The 18,595-nt window shown below is 57.6% G+C and carries 17 protein-coding genes and 2 pseudogenes; 7 read left to right on the top strand and 12 right to left on the bottom strand.

Translation table 11 applies throughout. From position 1 onward, the window contains the following. Positions 1–49: 49 nt before the first annotated feature. The 5 genes and pseudogenes from chbR to osmE form a co-directional block, all read right to left on the bottom strand. Positions 50–886: pseudogene (gene chbR / locus DBR02_RS19510) on the bottom strand (transcriptional regulator ChbR); the annotation flags it as partial. A gap of 11 nt (positions 887–897) precedes the next feature. After that, positions 898–1,245 carry a PTS N,N'-diacetylchitobiose transporter subunit IIA gene (chbA, locus tag DBR02_RS19505; protein WP_063448992.1) on the bottom strand — a complete coding sequence of 116 codons (348 nt, stop codon included), beginning with the start codon at positions 1,243–1,245 and terminating at the stop codon, positions 898–900. A gap of 46 nt (positions 1,246–1,291) precedes the next feature. Continuing rightward, on the bottom strand, positions 1,292–2,650 hold the full coding sequence (gene chbC / locus DBR02_RS19500; RefSeq protein WP_017384664.1) for a PTS N,N'-diacetylchitobiose transporter subunit IIC: 1,359 nt from the start codon (positions 2,648–2,650) through the stop codon (positions 1,292–1,294). 80 nt (positions 2,651–2,730) lie between these two features. Beyond that, a pseudogene (locus DBR02_RS19495) lies at positions 2,731–3,060 on the bottom strand (PTS sugar transporter subunit IIB); the annotation flags it as partial. Positions 3,061–3,328: 268 nt separating this feature from the next. Continuing rightward, a complete protein-coding gene (osmE, locus tag DBR02_RS19490) occupies positions 3,329–3,673 on the bottom strand; it encodes an osmotically-inducible lipoprotein OsmE (RefSeq protein ID WP_003857836.1) in 345 nt (114 codons plus the stop codon). 231 nt (positions 3,674–3,904) lie between these two features. Between osmE and nadE the strand changes: the two genes are divergently transcribed. Then, positions 3,905–4,732: an ammonia-dependent NAD(+) synthetase gene (gene nadE, locus DBR02_RS19485; protein WP_107535168.1), complete on the top strand. Its 828-nt coding sequence runs from the start codon at positions 3,905–3,907 to the stop codon at positions 4,730–4,732. 147 nt (positions 4,733–4,879) lie between these two features. Further along, positions 4,880–5,758, top strand: coding sequence for an excinuclease Cho (cho, locus tag DBR02_RS19480; RefSeq protein ID WP_197711252.1), 879 nt, complete (start codon positions 4,880–4,882; stop codon positions 5,756–5,758). On the opposite strand, the gene ves is transcribed toward cho, so the two are convergent. The 7 genes from ves to astC all read right to left on the bottom strand — a co-directional run bounded on the left by ves (position 5,736) and on the right by astC (position 13,314). Continuing rightward, positions 5,736–6,293, bottom strand: coding sequence for an environmental stress-induced protein Ves (ves, locus tag DBR02_RS19475; protein ID WP_107535166.1), 558 nt, complete (start codon positions 6,291–6,293; stop codon positions 5,736–5,738). The two genes, cho and ves, sit on opposite strands and share 23 nt — an antisense overlap. Positions 6,294–6,459: 166 nt before the next feature. After that, positions 6,460–6,954, bottom strand: a complete 495-nt coding sequence (gene spy / locus DBR02_RS19470; RefSeq protein WP_022647814.1) for an ATP-independent periplasmic protein-refolding chaperone Spy — start codon at positions 6,952–6,954, stop codon at positions 6,460–6,462. Positions 6,955–7,291: 337 nt separating this feature from the next. Then, the gene (gene astE, locus DBR02_RS19465) at positions 7,292–8,257 is read right to left on the bottom strand and encodes a succinylglutamate desuccinylase (protein ID WP_107535165.1); all 966 of its coding nucleotides are present in this window, start codon (positions 8,255–8,257) and stop codon (positions 7,292–7,294) included. A gap of 9 nt (positions 8,258–8,266) precedes the next feature. Continuing rightward, the gene (gene astB, locus DBR02_RS19460; protein ID WP_107535164.1) at positions 8,267–9,592 is read right to left on the bottom strand and encodes an N-succinylarginine dihydrolase; all 1,326 of its coding nucleotides are present in this window, start codon (positions 9,590–9,592) and stop codon (positions 8,267–8,269) included. After that, a complete protein-coding gene (astD, locus tag DBR02_RS19455; RefSeq protein ID WP_107535163.1) occupies positions 9,579–11,066 on the bottom strand; it encodes a succinylglutamate-semialdehyde dehydrogenase in 1,488 nt (495 codons plus the stop codon). Before astD ends, astB begins: the two co-directional genes overlap by 14 nt. Next, positions 11,063–12,097, bottom strand: coding sequence for an arginine N-succinyltransferase (gene astA, locus DBR02_RS19450; protein WP_063866449.1), 1,035 nt, complete (start codon positions 12,095–12,097; stop codon positions 11,063–11,065). The genes astD and astA overlap by 4 nt, the downstream gene beginning before the upstream one ends. Continuing rightward, the gene (gene astC / locus DBR02_RS19445; protein WP_063866448.1) at positions 12,094–13,314 is read right to left on the bottom strand and encodes a succinylornithine/acetylornithine transaminase; all 1,221 of its coding nucleotides are present in this window, start codon (positions 13,312–13,314) and stop codon (positions 12,094–12,096) included. The genes astA and astC overlap by 4 nt, the downstream gene beginning before the upstream one ends. 433 nt (positions 13,315–13,747) lie before the next feature. Here astC and xthA point away from each other — a divergent pair, with 433 nt between their 5' ends. Genes xthA through DBR02_RS19420 form a run of 5 tightly spaced genes read left to right on the top strand, consistent with a single transcriptional unit; the run spans position 13,748 to position 18,542 of the window. Then, positions 13,748–14,554, top strand: a complete 807-nt coding sequence (xthA, locus tag DBR02_RS19440) for an exodeoxyribonuclease III (RefSeq protein WP_107535162.1) — start codon at positions 13,748–13,750, stop codon at positions 14,552–14,554. Positions 14,555–14,560: 6 nt separating this feature from the next. Next, positions 14,561–15,244, top strand: a complete 684-nt coding sequence (locus DBR02_RS19435; RefSeq protein ID WP_107535161.1) for a TVP38/TMEM64 family protein — start codon at positions 14,561–14,563, stop codon at positions 15,242–15,244. 15 nt (positions 15,245–15,259) lie between these two features. Beyond that, positions 15,260–16,420, top strand: coding sequence for an ABC transporter substrate-binding protein (locus tag DBR02_RS19430; RefSeq protein WP_107535671.1), 1,161 nt, complete (start codon positions 15,260–15,262; stop codon positions 16,418–16,420). Further along, complete coding sequence (locus DBR02_RS19425; protein ID WP_107535160.1) at positions 16,393–17,922, top strand: ABC transporter permease subunit; 1,530 nt, start codon at positions 16,393–16,395, stop codon at positions 17,920–17,922. Before DBR02_RS19430 ends, DBR02_RS19425 begins: the two co-directional genes overlap by 28 nt. Beyond that, complete coding sequence (locus DBR02_RS19420; protein ID WP_107535159.1) at positions 17,922–18,542, top strand: ATP-binding cassette domain-containing protein; 621 nt, start codon at positions 17,922–17,924, stop codon at positions 18,540–18,542. Before DBR02_RS19425 ends, DBR02_RS19420 begins: the two co-directional genes overlap by 1 nt. Positions 18,543–18,595: the final 53 nt, after the last annotated feature.

The raw sequence follows: 18,595 nt of genomic DNA, 5'->3' as shown, positions 1-18,595 counted from the left end.
TTTGGGCAAGCCATTACGTCAATATTCCTGGCGGATAAACCGCCGAAAATTAATTAATTACCGTTAAATTTTTGCGGTAACTGTTCGGGGTAAATGAAGTCAGTTTCTTAAAGGTTTTAATAAACAGGCTGGGGCTGCTGTAACCGGATTCGTAAGCGATATCGGTGACAGAGTAGTTCGTTATTTCCAGCTGCTTTTTGGCAAAATTAATGCGGATTTCATTAATAATTTGCACAGGCGTTTTACGATAATAGCGCTGCGTGGCGCGCGTTAAATATTCCTGCGATTTACCCGACAGCGCGACCATGTTTTCCAGCGCGTTATCGCTGAATTGCCCTTTGTCGTGCATCAGCTCCACGGTACTGCGCAGCCACTGGGGAATATCGTCCACCACCTGCTGTTCTTCACGGTGATGGCGAAGGCGATTCATCACGTAGAACGTCACGGTTTCAATAAATTCATCAAATTCATTGTCGCGGAAATTCAGCGAGGCAATAACCGTTTCAATCCAGGTCATAAACTCATTTTTGACGCGATACACCTGTGACGCCACAAAGCAGAACGGGACCAGTGGCAGATAGTGCTTCTCGAAGAAACGCCTGCTCACCCCTACGTTCAGAATGCGCGTCGCACCAAACTCATAAAAGCTCTGGTGATAAGATCCCATCGGCAAAAAGACGAAATCACCGCGCTCAAGCAGGACGCGCTTACCGTTGATCTCCTGATAATAGCGCCCGGTCAGAACAATCGTGAACTCGTAGTAGTCGTGCTGGTGCAGACCGCTGGCGCTCTCCGTCTTGTTGTATATCACCACGTGAAAATTCTTGCCGTTAAACAGCTGCTGCTCATGTGCGGTTTTGATTTCCATCGTGCTGACCTCCTGCTGCCTGAACTGACTTACTGCATCTTCTCGTGAAGCTCAATGAGCTCCGCTACCAGCTCGCGCGCCAGCATGGAGGTCATCAGGTGATCCTGCGCATGTACCAGCACAAGGCTCACCTTCATCTTCCCTTCACCCTGGTCGCTTTCGATGAGCTTCGTCTGTACCAGATGCGCTTCGTTTAACGCCGTACGGGACTGCTCCATCATGGTTTTCGCGGCAACGAAATCGCCCTGCTTAGCCTGCTTAAGCGCCGCATACGCCAGGCTGCGCGCCTGCCCGGAGTTGATGATAAGACCCATCACCACCTCTTCCAGATCGTTCTCTGCGGTTTCTTCTGCGACGATACTGTCTAAATCTAACATCTTCAGCTCCTTTACGCTGGCGCGGGTTGCCCCGCGCCGTGCAATTTTAGAATTTCAGTGCGAGGGCGATATCCTCTTCGCTCTCTTCTTCATCGATCACCGTTGCGGCTTTGTTCGCAATCGCCACGAACGGCATGTAGAGCAGGGTTGCAATCCCGAGGTTAAATATCGCCAGCAGGAAGGCGGCCACGCTACCGTTGGTGTTGAAGAACGCGCCCAGACCGGCCGGCATCGTCCACGGTGCAATGTTGGTCACCGGCGGGATAATGCCCAGGTAGTACGCCGTCAGCGTAATCGCGGCCAGCAGCGGCTGAACCAGGATGAAGGGAATAAACATCACCGGGTTCATGATAATCGGCAGACCAAACAGGATCGGCTCGTTAATCTGGAAGATGCCTGACGGCAGGGCCAGCTTCGCAACCTGACGATGGTCAGCGCGGCGAGAGACAATAAAGACCGCGATGATCAGACCCAGCGTCGCCCCGGTACCGCCCAGGAAGATATAGGAGTCCAGCATCGGCTTCGCCCACACATGGAAGGTTTTACCGGCCGCCAGCGCCGCATCGACGGAGCCGTACTGCTGGTAAAGCGCGACGTTTTCCAGTGCCCACGGGGTCATAATACCGCTGTCCAGCGCCGCCAGTGCCAGTGAACCATGCACGCCGAAGAACCACAGCAGGGAGGTAAAGATGACGTACGCCCAACCGACCACGCTACCCATCGACGCCAGCGGCGTTGAGATAGAGTCCATAATGATCTGGTGGAAGTTAGTCCCCCAGTGAGAGAGCGCCCAGGCAATAATCCCCATAATGGAGAGAATTATAAAGCCCGGAATCAACGCGGAAAATGAACGAGAAACGGAGGCCGGAACGCTATCCGGCAAGCGGATAACCCAGTTGCGGCGAATAATAAAGGTGAACATTTCGGCCACCACCAGCCCGATAATAATACCGGAAATGATGTTTGCCCCACCCAGCCAGTTGGCGCCTACGGCGTAAGCGTCACCCACGCTGTACGGCGTGACGGTCATAAACGCGGCTATAGACAGTAAGCCCGCCGCCAGCGGATCCACTTTACGCTCTTCCGCCAGCGCCATACCGATAAAGAAAGGCGCCATTAGCGACATAATACCCAACGTACCGTTGTATACGTTGCCGCCAATGGCTTTTAAACCATTAAGGGTTTCAATAGTGGAAGCATCTAACCTAATTCCTAATGAATAAAAAAAGGAACCTTCACCAAAGCTCAGAAAAACGTTGTTAATTAAAACGAACATTGCCCCGGCTAACGTCAACGGCATTAATTTAATAAAGCCGTTTTTAATGGCATTAACGTGAGGCTGCTTTCCTATTTTAACAGCAAAAGGAAGGAGTACCTTTTCAAGTGAAGCGATGACTTTACTCATAGGAAAATACCCTTAAATGCCGCAACAACCGTTACGGCGTATTGTGTGTGAAATAACTCTTTGACGGGAAAAATAAAAAATTAATTAGCAGCTTTTTTAATCGCCGCAACAGCAGCTTTTAATACACCTAAACCATCAATCTTGCCGTACAGACCGGAGTCGATCACTTCAACCGGCTTATTAGGGAGAAGACGTTGAATTTCGGGCAACATATAAGCGATTTGCGGCCCCAGTAAAATAACGTCTGCCGCCTGGCCCTTTTCGCCCGCCAGCGTTTCCGGAAACGCTTCAATCACCACAGGGACTTCATATTTTTCGGCCTGCGCGCGCATTTTGGAAACCAGCAGCGAAGTTGACATGCCCGCAGAGCAGAACAGGTAGATATGTTTCTTTTCCATGATAATTTCCCTCTTATTGGACTGTCCGCCGTCGCGCTATCACTCGACTCGCTATCCTGGCTGACGGGCAGTGTGCTGAACATTGTTTGTTGTTGAAGTGAGTATACGCAATGGTACAGGGAGGGGATAATTCTGGACAGACTAAAATTGTCTCTCATTGACCTGGCTTGTTGACTACCTTCACATTTCAGGCAAATAATTCGCGACAAGAAATAAGATTTACGTATGCATAAAAAAACCGGCCTTCAGGCCGGTTTCAATCGCTCGCGCGCAAGTACGCTTACTGTGCCTTAGGTGCCTGCGGGTCGGTGTCGTATTCAGCACAGGTCTGGTAACCAGAATTGATGACGTGACCCGTATCATCCAGGGCGACAAAGTAGGTCTCTGCCTTACCATCGCGTTGACCCAGAATATAGGTCTGGCAGGTACCACGCGCGTGGATCATGGTGACCTCAGAAGAAGGTTTACCGGCAATGGCCGCAACCTGGGAACGCGTCATCCCTTTTTTGACGTCTTTAACCACTGGCTGTGTGAACTGATCTTTGGTGCGATCGTAAGCTGTACACCCTGCCAGCATAGTCAGTACCGCCGCTGCGCTTAAAATTCCTGCTACGTTCTTGTTCATATTCCGTCCTCTTGTTTATCAGCGTGTTAACTAAGCATGGGATAAAAATTACTATTGTTCAACTTTGCGAGTTACGCCAGACGAATTTCGGAAAATTCTAATAAAACAACGATAAGCTGCGAAATCGCTGTAAAACAGTACACTCAAAACTGTGATCCTTGTCGTTTTCCCGACAAAGGGTTAGTTTTAACAGATCGTACATTCTGTTTGGTTCTGCATAGGGAGGGCGTAATGGCTCTGCAACAAGAAATTATCCAGGCGCTGGGCGCGAAACCTGCGATTGATGACAATGAAGAGATCCGTCGTAGCGTTGATTTTTTGAAAGCTTACCTGTCTGCACACCCTTTCCTGAAGACGCTGGTGCTGGGTATCAGCGGCGGTCAGGATTCCACGCTGGCCGGTAAGCTGAGCCAGATGGCCATCTCCGAGCTGCGTGACGAGACCGGTGACGCCGCGCTGCAATTTATTGCCGTACGTCTGCCGTATGGCGTGCAGGCCGACGAGCAGGATTGCCAGGATGCTATCGCCTTTATCCAGCCGGACCGCGTGCTTACCGTGAACATCAAAGGATCGGTGCTGGCAAGCGAGCAGGCCCTGCGTGAAGCCGGCATTGAACTGAGCGATTTTGTTCGCGGCAACGAGAAAGCCCGCGAGCGCATGAAGGCCCAGTACAGTATCGCAGGCATGACCAAAGGGGTGGTCGTCGGCACCGACCACGCCGCAGAAGCCATTACCGGCTTCTTCACCAAATACGGCGATGGCGGCACGGACATCAACCCGCTCTTCCGCCTGAACAAGCGTCAGGGCAAGCAGCTGCTGGCGGCGCTGGGCTGCCCGGAACACCTTTATAAGAAGGCGCCAACGGCAGACCTCGAGGACGATCGTCCTTCCCTGCCGGATGAAGCGGCGCTGGGCGTGAGTTATGACAACATCGATGATTATCTCGAAGGCAAAACGCTCGACGAAGGGACTGCAAAAATTATCGAAGGCTGGTATCTGAAAACCGAGCACAAGCGCCGTCCGCCAATCACGGTGTTTGACGACTTCTGGAAGAAATAGCCAACATGTTTGCTCAGCGGCGCTTCGCTTGCTGGGCTTACGGTTCCGCGCTGTTGCAGGCCGGGTGAGGCGTAGCCGCCACCCGGATCTTTTTTAACCACCAAACACCTGCTACACTGTATACCTGAACAGTATATGGAGCAGTATGTGAGCAGGCGTCAATCCGCCCCGCGTCTTGAGTTTGAAGCGGCGGCTATCTACGAATATCCCGAACATCTTCGCCCCTGGCTTGAGGCATTGCCTAAACAGCCTGGCGTCTATTTCTTCCACGGCGACAGCGACACCATGCCGCTCTATATCGGCAAAAGCGTGAATATCCGCAGCCGGGTGATGTCGCACCTGCGTACGCCAGACGAGGCGTCGATGCTCAGGCAGTCCCGGCGGATCACCTGGATCGAGACGGCAGGCGAACTGGGTGCCCTTCTGCTCGAAGCCAGGCTCATCAAGGAACAGCAGCCGCTGTTTAACAAACGCCTGCGCCGCAACCGCCAGCTGTGTTCCTTGCAGGTCAACGCGGGAAAACCGCAGGTGGTGTATGCCCGTGAAGTGGATTTTTCACATGAACCGAATCTTTACGGCCTGTTTGCCAACAAACGTGCCGCACTGCAAACCCTGCAATCCCTGGCTGATGAATTACAGCTTTGCTACGGCCTGCTGGGGCTGGAAGCCACCACCCGCGGTCGCGCCTGTTTCCGTTCCGCGCTGAAACGCTGCGCCGGGGCGTGCTGTGGAAGAGAGAGCGTTGAAGACCATCACGCCCGGTTTATGGCGGGCCTGGCCTCGATCAGCGTCAACTGCTGGCCGTGGGAAGGCGCGGTGGCGTTGAAAGAAACCCGCGAGGATATGACGCATTATCACATCATTCGCAACTGGCTCTGGCTTGGCGCCGTAGATAGCCTGGATGACGCCACCGCTCTGCTACGCACCCCCGCCGGGTTCGATCAGGACGGTTACAAAATTCTCTGTAAGCCGCTGTTAACCGGAAAATATGAGATCATCGCGCTCACTGACCCGGCAGCCAGGTAATTTCACTGAACAGCAGCGCCCCTTTCGTTTCCAGTAATCGGAGGGTATGGGTGCCTGCTTCCCAGCTGGCGCCCTGATCGGCGGTCAGTAATTTGTCGCCCAGTTGCCAGGCCCCGCTTAACACGAACGCCACCCCACCGCGTGACGCAAAGGTGGTGAACGTTCGGGTAGCAACGCGCACCTTTGCCTGACAGTGCTCCCGTCGGGTCATGATGTTGAAATCCATCGACATCTGCCCCTCCGTGAGCACCGCTTTTACAGTCAGATCGCCCGCAAAGCCGTAAGGCTGATGGTGCTTCAGGGTATGGCAAAACGCCCTGCCCGCGTCCAGCGTCACCTCGCCGCCTTCCAGCAGCGTTATCACCCGGTCAACGCCCGGAAAAGCGGAAAATTCGCCGTTACTGGCGATGGAGGCGATGCTGGCCCGCCAGGAAAAATCCCGCGTCGCGGGAGGGAAACAGCAAATCTCACGCGTCTCACCCGCGCCGTTACGCCAGAGACTGACGGGCATTTTACGGATATCAAAGAATTCCATTACCACTCCTGAAGGACGCACCGTGCGCCAGGGCATTTCACAGACGTATTATCGGCAGCGGTAAGGCCAGACCTTAGGCATGGGGCAAAAGAAAAACCGCCGGTCCTGTCCACAGCGTTTTCGCTTTTGAAGACAGGAGCCCGGCGGTCTTAAGAGAGTGAGCCGATTATTCGGCTGGTGCAGGCATTTTACCTTCCGGCGCTGCACGTTCTGTCAGACGCTTCTCAAAATTGGCATTAAACTGCTTTTTCTGTTCCGGCGTCAGAATGTTGTAAATCTTGTTCTGGGTTTCCATGTGGGCCAGCATGCGCGCTTTATGCTGCTCGGCCATTTTATCGATCTGCGCTTCTGCTTTTGCTTTATCGAAGCTGTCGCTGGCAATGATGTCATGCATCGCGCGGCGCTCTTCCAGCGGAGGACGCTTCATCTGGTCACGCTGGCTTTTTCTGATGTCGCGGATCTGCTGCTTCTGCGCGTCGGTCAGGTTCAGGTCTTTAAACATCATCATCTCATGATGCATACCCGGCTTGCCTTTATGATGCATCATCATTTTGCCTTCAGCCGGCGCGGCGGTAGTGGTCGCGGTATCTGCGGCGAACGCCATGCTGGTAGCGCCCAGAGCCAGGGTAGAGGCAACAAACAGTGCAGTTAATTTACGCATAATGTCTTTCCTTACTTTCAGTTATTCTTCGGCGCTATGCCGTGTTGACGAGATTAACTTTACGGGGTTTATCGTCAATTAGTCAGAGCAATGGTAAAACAATGAAAGTATAAAAAACACGTTTTCGCCAATTATGGAGAAATTAAGGAAAAAGCGTGGAGAGATGAAACAGAAATATTCAACAGGATGATTTTAAAGAGATTATGGAGAAGTATAACGAAGTGCCGTTTAATAATAAAGCAATACTCCAGGAAAATTCCGCAAACTATACAAGAGCGCTTTTATCGCTAAGAAATTTATTCTTCACGTCCCCTCCGGTCTACGCGAGGGGAAACGATCAGGACATTTTTTCCAGCATCAAGCCGGCCCGCAAACCAAATGCGACCGACGGATTAGGGAATAAAACATATTCCGTGGCGTGCTGTACCGCATAGCGGGTCTCACCATCTTCCGCGAGCAGGACTCCCTGTCGAAACGGCGTAAAGTTCAGCGTATGGGGCGCCATATGAAGATGGAAAGCCTCGCTGCGGCGCGTGATCTGCTGCACGACCCGATAGCGCACGACGGGTTCACGGGCGTGTTCCGGCGCAACCCCTGCGAGCAATGCCCGCAGCGCCTGATGCGTAGGAGCAAAACGGGTCAGGTCGTTTTGCCCGAACGGCAACGCTTTTCCCAGCTCCAGGGTGCAGGAAAGCGCGCCAAAACGCTCGCAGGTGAAATGGGTAAACGTGCCGCCCGGCGTCTGGTGGAAAACCAGCGCCTCCAGCCCGGCATCGCCAAGCCAGTCCAGAAACGCTTCATCCCAGGGCTGGTTTCGCTGCGGTAAAACGCCAAAACGCACGTGATACGAGGCGCGAATGGCCGTATGCAGATCGAGGTGCCAGCGCGTTGCCCCCGCCCCGGCAAAAAACGTCGTCACCACCTCCTCCAGCCATTGCGCGCGCGTCGTTTCATCGCTCTCTGGAAATTGCGTCCAGCGCCCCCCAAACATGCGGTTGAGGTCGCTCACGAGATACCGTTTGTTTTGCGCCAGCGCAGGCGGATTTCCCAACACTATCAGCAGACGGCAGTGCAGCATGATCTCCTTGCGACAGAGCGCGTGCAGCAACAGATCGACAATCTCCACGGGCGCGGTTTCGTTTCCGTGAATGCCGGTGGAGAGCAGCAGCGACAGGTCATATTCCTCCAACGGCGTCAGCTCAAGCACGCCCGGTCCCAGCCATCGCCAGTGGAATGAGGGGCCTTCCCCCTCGTGCCGCTCCGGTGTCTTTCCAGCCAGCGTCAGCGCCAGTAAGTTTTCCATATCGTCTCCTTAGCGCTGGAACGGATAAACCGATCCCAGTTGCAGGATGGTCGACAGGGCATCCAGCGCCTCGCGGCCTTCGCGCAGCAGTTGCGGATCAACCAGATCGGCCTGAACCAGACGGTCGCGATAGTAGCGATCCACCCAGTCGTTGAGGGTATTGAACAGGGTGTCGTTCATCATCACCGCCGGATTCACCGCCTGCATCTCCTCCGGCGTGAGTACCACGCGAAGGCGCAGGCATGCCGGTCCCCCGCCATTGGCCATACTTTCCCGCAGATCGAATACGCGGAGTTCATCAATCGGGTTATCCGCTTGCACTAGCTCGCTGAGATAGCGCCAGACGCCCTGATGATTGCGGGACTCCTGGGGCAGCACCAGCATCATGCTGCCGTCTTCCCGGCTCAACAGCTGGCTGTTGAAGAGGTAGGTTTCGACGGCATCCTGCACGCTTACCGCCTGCGTGGGCACCTGAATCGGCATAAATCCCGGCACGCGTTCACGCAGCGTGGCCAGCAGCTTTTCCTGATGGGCAAACGCCTGTTCGTGGCAAAACAGCACCTGGCGGTTCGAAACGGCAATCACGTCGTTATGAAACACGCCCTGGTCGATCACCTGCGGATTTTGCTGGGCGAAAATCACCTGAGAAGGATTCACCTGGTTCAGCCGCGCCACCGCCTGGCTCGCGGCCAAGGTTTGTCTCGCCGGATAACGAACCGGCGCGGCGTGGCCGCCCTCTTCTCGTCCGTAGATAAACAGCTGCAAACCCGGATCGCCATAGTCGCCGCCCAGACGGTTGTGGTTTGCCGCCCCTTCGTCGCCAAACATCGCAACCTGCGGCAGCGCCTGATGGACCTCGAAATGCGCCTCATGATTAAAAATGGCGCGCAGCACGCGTCCGGTGGTCTCCGCTTCGCTGGCGCGGTGGAATTTATTGTTCAGGTTAGCAACGGTGAGATGCACTTTGCCGTCCAGCGTATCCGCCGACGGCGCGACGGTGGCGGCATTCGCCACCCACATCGAAGAGGCTGAACTGGCCGCAGAAAGCAGCTGTGGCGTTTGCGTACCGGCTTTTTCCACGACCTGCTCATCCGTGCCGCTGAAGCCCAGCTGGCGCAGCACGGCCACGTTTGGGCGCTCCTGCGGCGGGATCACCGCCTGCGGGAAACCGGCATCGGACAGCGCTTTCATTTTCAGCAGCCCCTGCTTCGCCGCCAGTTTCGGGTTCGAGACCTGGAAGCGGTGCTTCGTCGAGGCTTCATTGCCGAACGACAGCCCGGCATAGTGGTGCGTCAGCCCCACCAGCCCGTCAAAGTTAACCTCACGCGCTTTCATGGGTATCACCCTCTGTAAAATCCAGCCCAGGATTCAACGACTCCGGCAGCGTCAGCACCGGGGTTTCCAGGCTTGCCATCGGCCATGCGCAGTAATCGGCGGCATACCAGGCGCTGGCGCGATGGTTGCCCGACGCCCCTACGCCACCGAACGGCGCGGTGCTCGCCGCGCCGGTCAGCGGTTTGTTCCAGTTCACGATCCCGGCGCGCGCTTCCAGCAGCAGCTGGTCGAATTTTTCGCGATGCGGCGATATCAGGCCGCTCGACAGGCCGTAGCGGGTGTTGTTGGCCATCGCGATCGCAGCATCAAAATCGTCATAGCGCCAGACGCACAGCAGCGGGCCAAAGACCTCTTCATCCGGCACAGGGTCAACACCGCTCATCTCAATAATGCCGGGCGTCAGTAACGAGGTGCCCGGCGCGACCTGTTTCGGCTCCAGCAGGGTTTTCGCCCCGCGCGTCACATGCTCCTGCCAGGCTTTCAGCACATTCTGCGCGGCCTGCTCGGAAATCAGCCCGCCGATAAACGGCTGCGGCTCGGCATCCCACTGCGCGGGGGACAGACGCGCGCTCACGTCAACCAGGCGCTTCAGGAACGCGTCGCCCTGCGGGCCGCGTTTCACCAGCAGACGACGGGCGCAGGTGCAGCGCTGCCCGGCGGTAATGAATGCCGACTGAATGGTCAGATGGACCGCGGCGTCAATATCATCCGGATCTTCCACAATCAGCGGGTTATTGCCGCCCATCTCCAGCGCCAGAATTTTTTCCGGCTGCCCCGCCAGCTGGCGATGCAGCTGATACCCCGTTCCGGCACTGCCGGTGAACAGCAGGCCGTCAATGTCGCTCAGCGCGCTCAGCGCCTGACCGGTTTCACGCCCGCCCTGCACCAGATTCAGCACGCCCGGCGGCAGCCCGGCCTGCTCCCACAGCTTCACCACCGCCTCGCCGGTTAACGGCGTAAGCTCGCTCGGCTTGAAGATGACGGTATTCCCCGCCAGCAGCGCAGGTACGATATGCCCGTTCGGCAGATGACCGGGGAAGTTATACGGGCCGAACACCGCCAGCACGCCGTGCGGACGGTGGCGCAGCGTGGCGGCGCCGTCCGGCATATCGGTATGCTGCTCGCCGGTGCGGGCGTGGTACGCCTTCACCGATATACCGATTTTGTTGATCATCGCCGTGACTTCGGTTGTCGCTTCCCAGCGCGGTTTGCTGGTTTCGGACGCGATGATGCGCGTCAGTTCGTCCTTATTCGCCTCCAGCAATCCGGCAAATTTCTCAACCAACGCCTGACGCTCGGAGAATGGCCGTTTCGCCCACACCGGAAACGCGCGGCGAGCGGCCTGGCAGGCCTGTTCAACCTGCCCGGGGCTGGCGTCGTTCCCCTTCCAGAGCACTTCCTGGCCCACCGGATTGGTTTTAATCCGCGCCTCACCCTCGCCCGTTACCCAGTCACCGTTAATCCATAGAGTCATGCTGTTTTCTCCTCAGGGCAGAGTCGTACCAGGCGAACCGTATCGCCGGCGTTACATTTCAGGGCATCCAGCTGCGCAGGCGTCAGCACCAGACGCTCGCATGCCGGGTTGGTTCGCACCAGCATGGCGCGGAAGCTGGTGTAATTCTCGTTCGAGACAAGGCAGGCCGGCCATTCGCCTGGTGCGGGCTGGCCTTCCGAAACCTCGACCAGACGGCTTTTACGGATAGCGCGCACGCGGTCAATGTCGCACTCCAGCGTCGGGCCGCCGTCGAAGATGTCGACGTAGTTACGGTAGCGAAATCCCTCTTTCTCCAGTACCGCGCGGGCCGGGGCGGTTTGCGGATGGACTTCACCAATTACCGCCTGCGCTTCCGGCGTTAAGAAATGGGTATAGATAGGATGCTTCGGCATCAGCTCGGCGATAAACGCCTTCTGACCGGTGCCGCACAGGTAATCCGCCCGGCTGAACTCCATGGAGAAGAAGCGTTCGCCCAGGCTCTCCCAGAACGGCGAGTAGCCCGTCTCATCAATCACGCCGCGCATCTCGGCGACCACTTTTTCGTTGAAGCGGTCGCGAAAGGCGGCCATAAACATAAAGCGCGATTTGGAGAGCAGATAGCCGTTGCCCTCCTTGCGCCAGTCCGGATCGAGGAAAAGCGTGCAGAGCTCGCTGGCGCCGGTATGGTCATTACAGAGAAAGAGCGTCGGCAACGCGTTGTAAACGTTCAGCTCTTTCGAGGCGTGGACCATCGTGCCGACGCGGTAGTTGTACCACGGATCGTTAAGCCCGACGGCCACTTCGATGGCGCAGATCCCCGCCACGGTCCCCGTGTCGGTCTCTTCCAGCACGAACACATAGCCCTGTTCGCTCTTTGGCAACGTCCCCTGCCAGGTTTGCAGGGCGCGCTCAATGCGCGCCGACAGCGTTTTTTCATCGGCAGGCAGCGAGGTCAGCCCGCCCCCTGTCTTACCGGCAAGCTGCATAAGCCCGGCGAGATCGCCGTGCGCAACGGGACGGATGACCATCATGATGACACCCCGGATTTCACCTGTTCGCAGGCCAGCGCAAAACGATCTAACCCGGTTCTGACCTCTTCCTCGCTGACGATCAGCGCAGGGGCAAACCGCACCACGTTGGCACCGGCAATCAGCACCATCACGCCCTGTTTTGCCGCTTCCTGTGAAATCAGCTTCGCTTTTCCGGCAAACTCAGGGGCAAGCTCACAGCCAATTAACAGCCCCAGACCGCGGATCTCTTTGAACAGCCCGGTCTGGTTATTGATGGCGGTCAGACGCTCAACAAACCACTGGTGACGCTGCTTCACGCCGTTAAGCACCTCAGGGGTATTGATGATATCCAGCACCTGCCCGGCAACAGCGGCTGCCAGCGGGTTACCGCCGTATGTGGTGCCATGGGTGCCCACGGTCATCACGCTGGCAAATGTATCGGTGGTCAGTATCGCTCCCACCGGGAAACCGCCGCCGAGCGCTTTGGCCGTCGACAGCACATCCGGCGTCACGCCATAGTGCATGTAGGCGTATAGCTCGCCCGTACGGCCCACGCCGGTCTGTACTTCGTCAAAAATCAGCACCGCGTTGTGACGATCGCACAGCTCGCGCAGCCCTTGCAGGAACGCTTTCTGAGCGGGCATGACGCCGCCTTCACCCTGCATAGGCTCCACGATCACCGCACAGGTGTTATCGTCAATCAGCTCGCTGGCAGCGTGTAAATCGTTATACGCCGCGTGACGGATATCCGGCGGCAGCGGCGCAAAATCCTGAGAATACGAGGGCTGACCGCCCGCACTGACGGTAAACAGCGTGCGGCCATGGAAGGCGTTTTTGAAGGCGACAATGCCGCTCTTGTGCGCGCCGAATTTATCGTGCGCATATTTTCGCGCCAGCTTCAGCGCCGCTTCGTTCGCTTCCGCGCCGGAGTTACAGAAAAAGACTTTTTCTGCGAAAGTGGCGTCAATCAGCTTTTTCGCCAGGCGCAGCGCCGGTTCGTTGGTGTACCCGTTGCCGGTATGCCAGAATTTCGCCGCCTGGTCGTTCAGCGCCTGCCGCAGCGCCGGGTTTGCGTGGCCCAGCGCATTCACCGCAATACCACCCGCAAAGTCGATGTACTCCTTGCCCTGCTGATCCCACAGGCGAGAGCCTTCCCCACGTACCGGAATAAAAGCCGCCGGAGCGTATACCGGCATCATCCATTCATCGAAATTTTCACGCGTAACTGACAGAGACATAGCGACCTCATCCGGTAAATAAAAGGTTGTTTAAATGTTAAATAATTGAGTGTTTGCACTGTGAATGTAGATTGCAGCGTTCGTGCCAGCCAGCGATAAAAATGCATAAACGGGTTGTGGTAACAGAATATCAACGAGTTACAATATGGAATTATTCACTGTTGTTGCATAAATAGTGAATATTTTTACAGCAAGCGGCGCTTTGCCGCATGAAAACAAGAAAGAGTATGCAGAGACCAAATATAATTCTGGAATTGTGATCGCTCGCGAAATTTATTGGTCCTTTACGCCCTGTTTGAGGGCAACGCGCGTCGAAATGGTGCAAATATTGCACCGTTGGCATTATCTGTCGCAGTAATTGGGCGAAGCGGATAACAGACGACGTAAATTCTGCTACCATCCATGCACTATTCACCTTGCATTGGCAGCGACTATGAAATTTGTCTCTTTTAATATCAACGGCCTGCGTGCCCGCCCTCACCAGCTTGAAGCGATTGTTGAGCAACATCAGCCAGATGTGATCGGCTTGCAGGAGACAAAAGTTCACGACGATATGTTCCCGCTCGAAGAGGTAGCGAAGCTGGGCTATAACGTCTTTTACAACGGTCAGAAAGGCCACTACGGCGTTGCGCTGCTGACCAAAGCTACGCCGGTCTCGGTACGTCGTGGCTTCCCGGGGGACGGTGAAGAGGCGCAACGCCGCATCATCATGGCGGAAATTCCTTCCGCACTCGGCAACGTTACCGTCATCAACGGCTATTTCCCGCAGGGTGAAAGCCGCGATCATGAAACCAAATTCCCGGCTAAAGCGAAGTTTTATCAGGATCTGCAAAACTACCTGGCAACCGAACTCAAAAAAGAGAATCCAGTGCTGATCATGGGCGACATGAACATCAGCCCGACGGATCTGGATATCGGCATCGGCGAAGAGAACCGCAAGCGCTGGCTGCGCACCGGCAAATGCTCTTTCCTGCCGGAGGAGCGCGAGTGGATGGAGCGCCTGCTCGGCTGGGGACTGGTGGATACCTTCCGTCATGCCAACCCACAGACTCAGGACCGCTTCTCGTGGTTTGACTACCGCTCGAAAGGCTTCGATGACAACCGTGGCCTGCGAATCGATCTGCTGCTGGCAAGCGCCCCGCTGGCCGAGCGCTGCATTGAAACCGGTATCGACTATGATATCCGCAGCATGGAAAAGCCGTCCGACCATGCGCCGGTATGGGCAACATTCAAGCTGTAATCCTCAGTGAACAGTAAAAAAATCACTCTCCTGTGCGCCCTTCTGGGCGCATTTGTTTTGATCGTTGTTTTGCTTCCTCCGGGCGTCCTCTCCCTCGACGCGTTAAAAATGCATCATCAAACGTTGCTCAATCGTGTGGAGCAGGCACCCCTTCAGAGCGCGCTGCTCTATTTTGCGGTTTACGTTCTGGTCTCCGCGCTGTCGATACCCGGGGCCGCGCTTCTGACGCTGCTCGGCGGGGCGCTTTTCAGCCTGTGGGAGGCGACGCTTTTGGTCTCATTTGCCTCGACGTTCGGCGCCACGCTTGCCATGCTCGTCAGCCGTTATCTGCTGCGGGACTGGGTGCAACGGCGCTTTGCTGCACAAATGAACACGATCGATGCGGGAATGGATCGCGACGGCGCGCGCTACCTTTTTGCCCTGCGCCTGATGCCGTTGTTTCCGTTCTTTCTGGTCAATCTGCTGATGGGCCTTACCCGACTTAAGGTGCGTCACTACTGGTGGGTGAGCCAGCTTGCCATGCTGCCTGCCACCGTCATCTACCTGAACGCCGGGCGCGAACTGGGGAAACTCACCTCGCTGCACGATATTCTGTCGCCGGGATTGCTGTTCGCCTTTACACTACTGGGGTTATTACCGCTGGCTACGCGCCGGCTGTTTTCCCGATACATCCCTTCGATTAAAAAGTGAGGCATTATGCGCCGGGTGCGTTTTTGCGCGTTTCTGACGGGTCTGCTGCTGGCAACGCCCGTTTTTGCAGCCCAGAGCTGGCAATCCATTCAACAGCAGGCCAGCGGGCAGACCGTCTGGTTTAACGCCTGGGGCGGCGATGAGGCCGTTAACCGCTACCTCGACTGGGTGAGCGGCGAAGTGAAAACGCACTACGCCATCAACCTGAAGATCGTTCACCTGGCCGATGCCGCCGACGCGGTGAAGCGGATCCAGACGGAACAGGCCGCAGGACGCAGCCGTAACGGGTCGGTGGATCTGCTCTGGGTAAACGGTGAAAACTTCCGCACGCTGAAAGAGGCGAACCTGCTGCTCACCGGCTGGGCGCAAACCCTGCCCAACTGGCGTTATGTCGATACCCGCAAGCCGGTGACGGAAGATTTTGCCCTTCCTACCGAGGGCGCAGAATCCCCCTGGGGCGGCGCGCAGCTAACCTTTATTGCCCGGAAATCGAGCATGCCGACGCCGCCGGCAGATCCCCGCGCGCTGCTGGTTTACGCTCAGCAACATCCCGGTAAGGTGAGCTATCCGCGCCCTCCTGATTTTACCGGCACCGCGTTTCTTGAGCAGCTACTGCTGGCGTTGACCGCCCATCCGGAGGCGTTGAAAAAGGCGCCGGATAATACCTTTGCGCAGGTTACCGCGCCGCTGTGGCGCTATCTTGATACGCTGCATCCCCTGCTGTGGCGTGAAGGGAACGATTTTCCTCCGTCGCCTGCGCGCATGGATACGCTGCTGGCCAGCGGCAGCCTGAACCTGTCGTTGACGTTCAATCCGGCCCACGCGCAGCAAAAGGTGGCGAGCGGTGAACTGCCTGCCGACAGCTACAGCTTCGGCTTTAGCCGGGGCATGATTGGCAACGTGCATTTTGTCGCTATCCCGGCTAATGCGAGCGCGAGCGCGGGCGCAAAAGTGGTGGCGAACTTCCTGCTGTCACCCCAGGCGCAGATCCGCAAAGCCGATCCTGCCGTCTGGGGTGACCCGAGCGTGCTGGACGGCGGAAAACTGCCTGCGACAGCGGCAAAACAGCTTCGCGCCTTTACCCCTTCGGACACCCCAGATGTGCTTCCCGAACCGCACGCCGCCTGGGTGAACGCCCTGGAGCAGGAATGGCTTCGCCGCTACGGAACCCGCTAAGCGGGCTGGTGTGGGTAGCAATGGCGGTGATCTATCTGCCGCTGCTTCCCGCCAGCGGCATGCTGCTGGCTCCGGCGTTCTCTTTCGCCAACTGGGCGGCGCTGTTCGCCGACCCACAGCTGCCGCAGGCGCTGGCCGCCACGCTGGTGTCAGCGCTGATCGCGACGCTGGGTTCGCTGATTATCGCCCTGAGCCTGCTTGCGCTTCTCTGGCCGGGTGAAGGCTGGCAGCGCCTGAGCGCCCGCCTGCCGTGGCTGTTAGCCGTGCCGCACGTCGCCTTCGCCACCAGTGCGCTGCTGCTGTTTGCGGAAGGCGGTCAGTTTTACCGGCTCTGTACATTCTGCTCGCCGCAGCTGGACCGCTACGGTATCGGGCTTGGCCTGACGCTGGCGGTCAAAGAGAGTGCGTTCGTTCTGTGGGCGATCTACGCCGCGCTGCCTGAAAAGCGCCTCGCCCAGCAGAAAATCGTGCTGCATACCTTCGGCTATGGGCGGATGCAGGCGCTCGGCTGGCTCATCCTTCCGGCCATCGCCCCGGCGCTGGGCGCCGTGATGCTGGCGGTGCTGGCCTGGTCGCTATCCGCGGTGAATGTGGCCATTGTGCTCGGGCCGGGCAACCCGCCGACGCTGGCGGTACTGGCCTGGCAGTGGCTCACCCAGGGCGATGCGCAGCAGCACACCAAGGGAACGCTGCTGTGTCTGGTGTTACTCCTGCTGCTGGCCACGCTGGCGGCCGCAGGCTACGGCCTCTGGACGGCATGGCGGCGCGCCGGGCCGGACACCTCCGGGATCCGTCATCCTTCGCATTTCGTGCTGCCTGCACGTACCCTGGGCGCGCTACTGCCGCTGTGCGGCGTGCTCTGCGCGCTTGTCCTGCTGTTGCTGGCACGCCGGGACGACGTCGGCCCCGTCAGCGACAGCCTTTCGCTGGGACTGCTGTCGAGCCTGATAGCGCTGGCAATCATCCTGCTCTGGCTTGAGTGGGGGCCGCCGCGCGGCGCGGTGTGGATCTGGCTGCCGCTTGCCCTCCCGGCGCTGCCGCTCGTGTCCGGGCAGTATGCCGTTGCGCTGTGGCTGGGCATTGACGGCGAGTACGCTGCGGTGCTCTGGAGCCATATGCTCTGGGTCATCCCGTGGATGCTTCTGGTGCTGCAACCGGCCTGGCGCAGGATCGATCCCCGTCTGATCCTGACCGCCAGAACGCTGGGCTGGCGACGGACGAAAATTTTCTGGCGCGTAAAATGCCCATTGATGGTTCGCCCGGCGCTGCTGGCCTTTGCAGCCGGCTTTTCCGTGAGCATGGCCCAGTACATGCCTACCCTCTGGCTGGGGGCGGGCCGTCTCACCACCCTGACGACGGAGGCCGTCGCCCTCAGCAGCGGCGGCAGCGTGCCCGTGCTGGCTAACCGGGCGCTGGGTCTGCTGCTGTTGACCAGCAGCGTCTTCGCCCTTGCGGCGCTACTCTCCCGCCTCGTAGGCCGTTACAGACAAGGATTACGTTGATGCTGAACGTGAAAAATCTCACCATTTCGCCGCTCTTTCATGAGGTCAACTTCCGCGTCCCGGCGGGGGAGATCGTCACGCTGATGGGGCCATCCGGGAGCGGGAAATCGACCCTTTTCGCCTGGATGGTGGGCGCGTTATCCGCTGATTTTAAGGCGCACGGCGAGCTGTGGCTGAACGATCGTCGCTGCGATCTGCTTCCCGTGGAAACGCGCGGGATCGGCATTCTCTTTCAGGATGCCCTGCTGTTTGACGCCTTCAGCGTGGGGCAAAACCTGATGCTGGCGCTGCCGGCGCACGTTGCCGGGCGCGCCCGGCGCGAGGCGGTCGAGCAGGTCCTGGACACTGCCGGGCTGGCAAATCACTACGCCAGCGATCCGGCTACCCTTTCCGGCGGCGAGCGCGCCCGGGTGAGCCTGTTGCGCGCCCTCCTCGCCCAGCCGCAGGCATTGCTGCTCGACGAGCCGTTCAGTCGTCTGGATAAAGCGCTGCGCGCCTCATTCCGCGCATGGGTATTTGAGATCGCTCGTCAGCGCAGGATCCCTGTGGTGCTGGTCACCCACGATGAGGAAGATATTCCGCCCGGCGGGGAGGTGATTGAGATTTCTCGCTGGCAATAATGTGCTAACGCAATGTTTTTGGCCTCAGGAGCGACGACAATGCCATCCTCTTT

This window comes from Enterobacter cloacae complex sp. (assembly GCF_900322725.1).
Lineage (GTDB): Bacteria > Pseudomonadota > Gammaproteobacteria > Enterobacterales > Enterobacteriaceae > Enterobacter > Enterobacter quasihormaechei.
Note: the sequence above shows the minus strand (reverse complement) of the source record. Positions and strands in the feature narration are given on the sequence as shown.

Coding starts and splice junctions, on each gene's coding strand:
- chbA (WP_063448992.1), bottom strand. CDS start 1,245: ATGTTAGATTTAGACAGTATCGTCGCAGAAGAAACCGCAGAGAACGAT.
- chbC (WP_017384664.1), bottom strand. CDS start 2,650: ATGAGTAAAGTCATCGCTTCACTTGAAAAGGTACTCCTTCCTTTTGCT.
- osmE (WP_003857836.1), bottom strand. CDS start 3,673: ATGAACAAGAACGTAGCAGGAATTTTAAGCGCAGCGGCGGTACTGACT.
- nadE (WP_107535168.1), top strand. CDS start 3,905: ATGGCTCTGCAACAAGAAATTATCCAGGCGCTGGGCGCGAAACCTGCG.
- ves (WP_107535166.1), bottom strand. CDS start 6,293: ATGGAATTCTTTGATATCCGTAAAATGCCCGTCAGTCTCTGGCGTAAC.
- spy (WP_022647814.1), bottom strand. CDS start 6,954: ATGCGTAAATTAACTGCACTGTTTGTTGCCTCTACCCTGGCTCTGGGC.
- astE (WP_107535165.1), bottom strand. CDS start 8,257: ATGGAAAACTTACTGGCGCTGACGCTGGCTGGAAAGACACCGGAGCGG.
- astB (WP_107535164.1), bottom strand. CDS start 9,592: ATGAAAGCGCGTGAGGTTAACTTTGACGGGCTGGTGGGGCTGACGCAC.
- astD (WP_107535163.1), bottom strand. CDS start 11,066: ATGACTCTATGGATTAACGGTGACTGGGTAACGGGCGAGGGTGAGGCG.
- astA (WP_063866449.1), bottom strand. CDS start 12,097: ATGATGGTCATCCGTCCCGTTGCGCACGGCGATCTCGCCGGGCTTATG.
- astC (WP_063866448.1), bottom strand. CDS start 13,314: ATGTCTCTGTCAGTTACGCGTGAAAATTTCGATGAATGGATGATGCCG.
- xthA (WP_107535162.1), top strand. CDS start 13,748: ATGAAATTTGTCTCTTTTAATATCAACGGCCTGCGTGCCCGCCCTCAC.
- DBR02_RS19425 (WP_107535160.1), top strand. CDS start 16,393: ATGGCTTCGCCGCTACGGAACCCGCTAAGCGGGCTGGTGTGGGTAGCA.
- DBR02_RS19420 (WP_107535159.1), top strand. CDS start 17,922: ATGCTGAACGTGAAAAATCTCACCATTTCGCCGCTCTTTCATGAGGTC.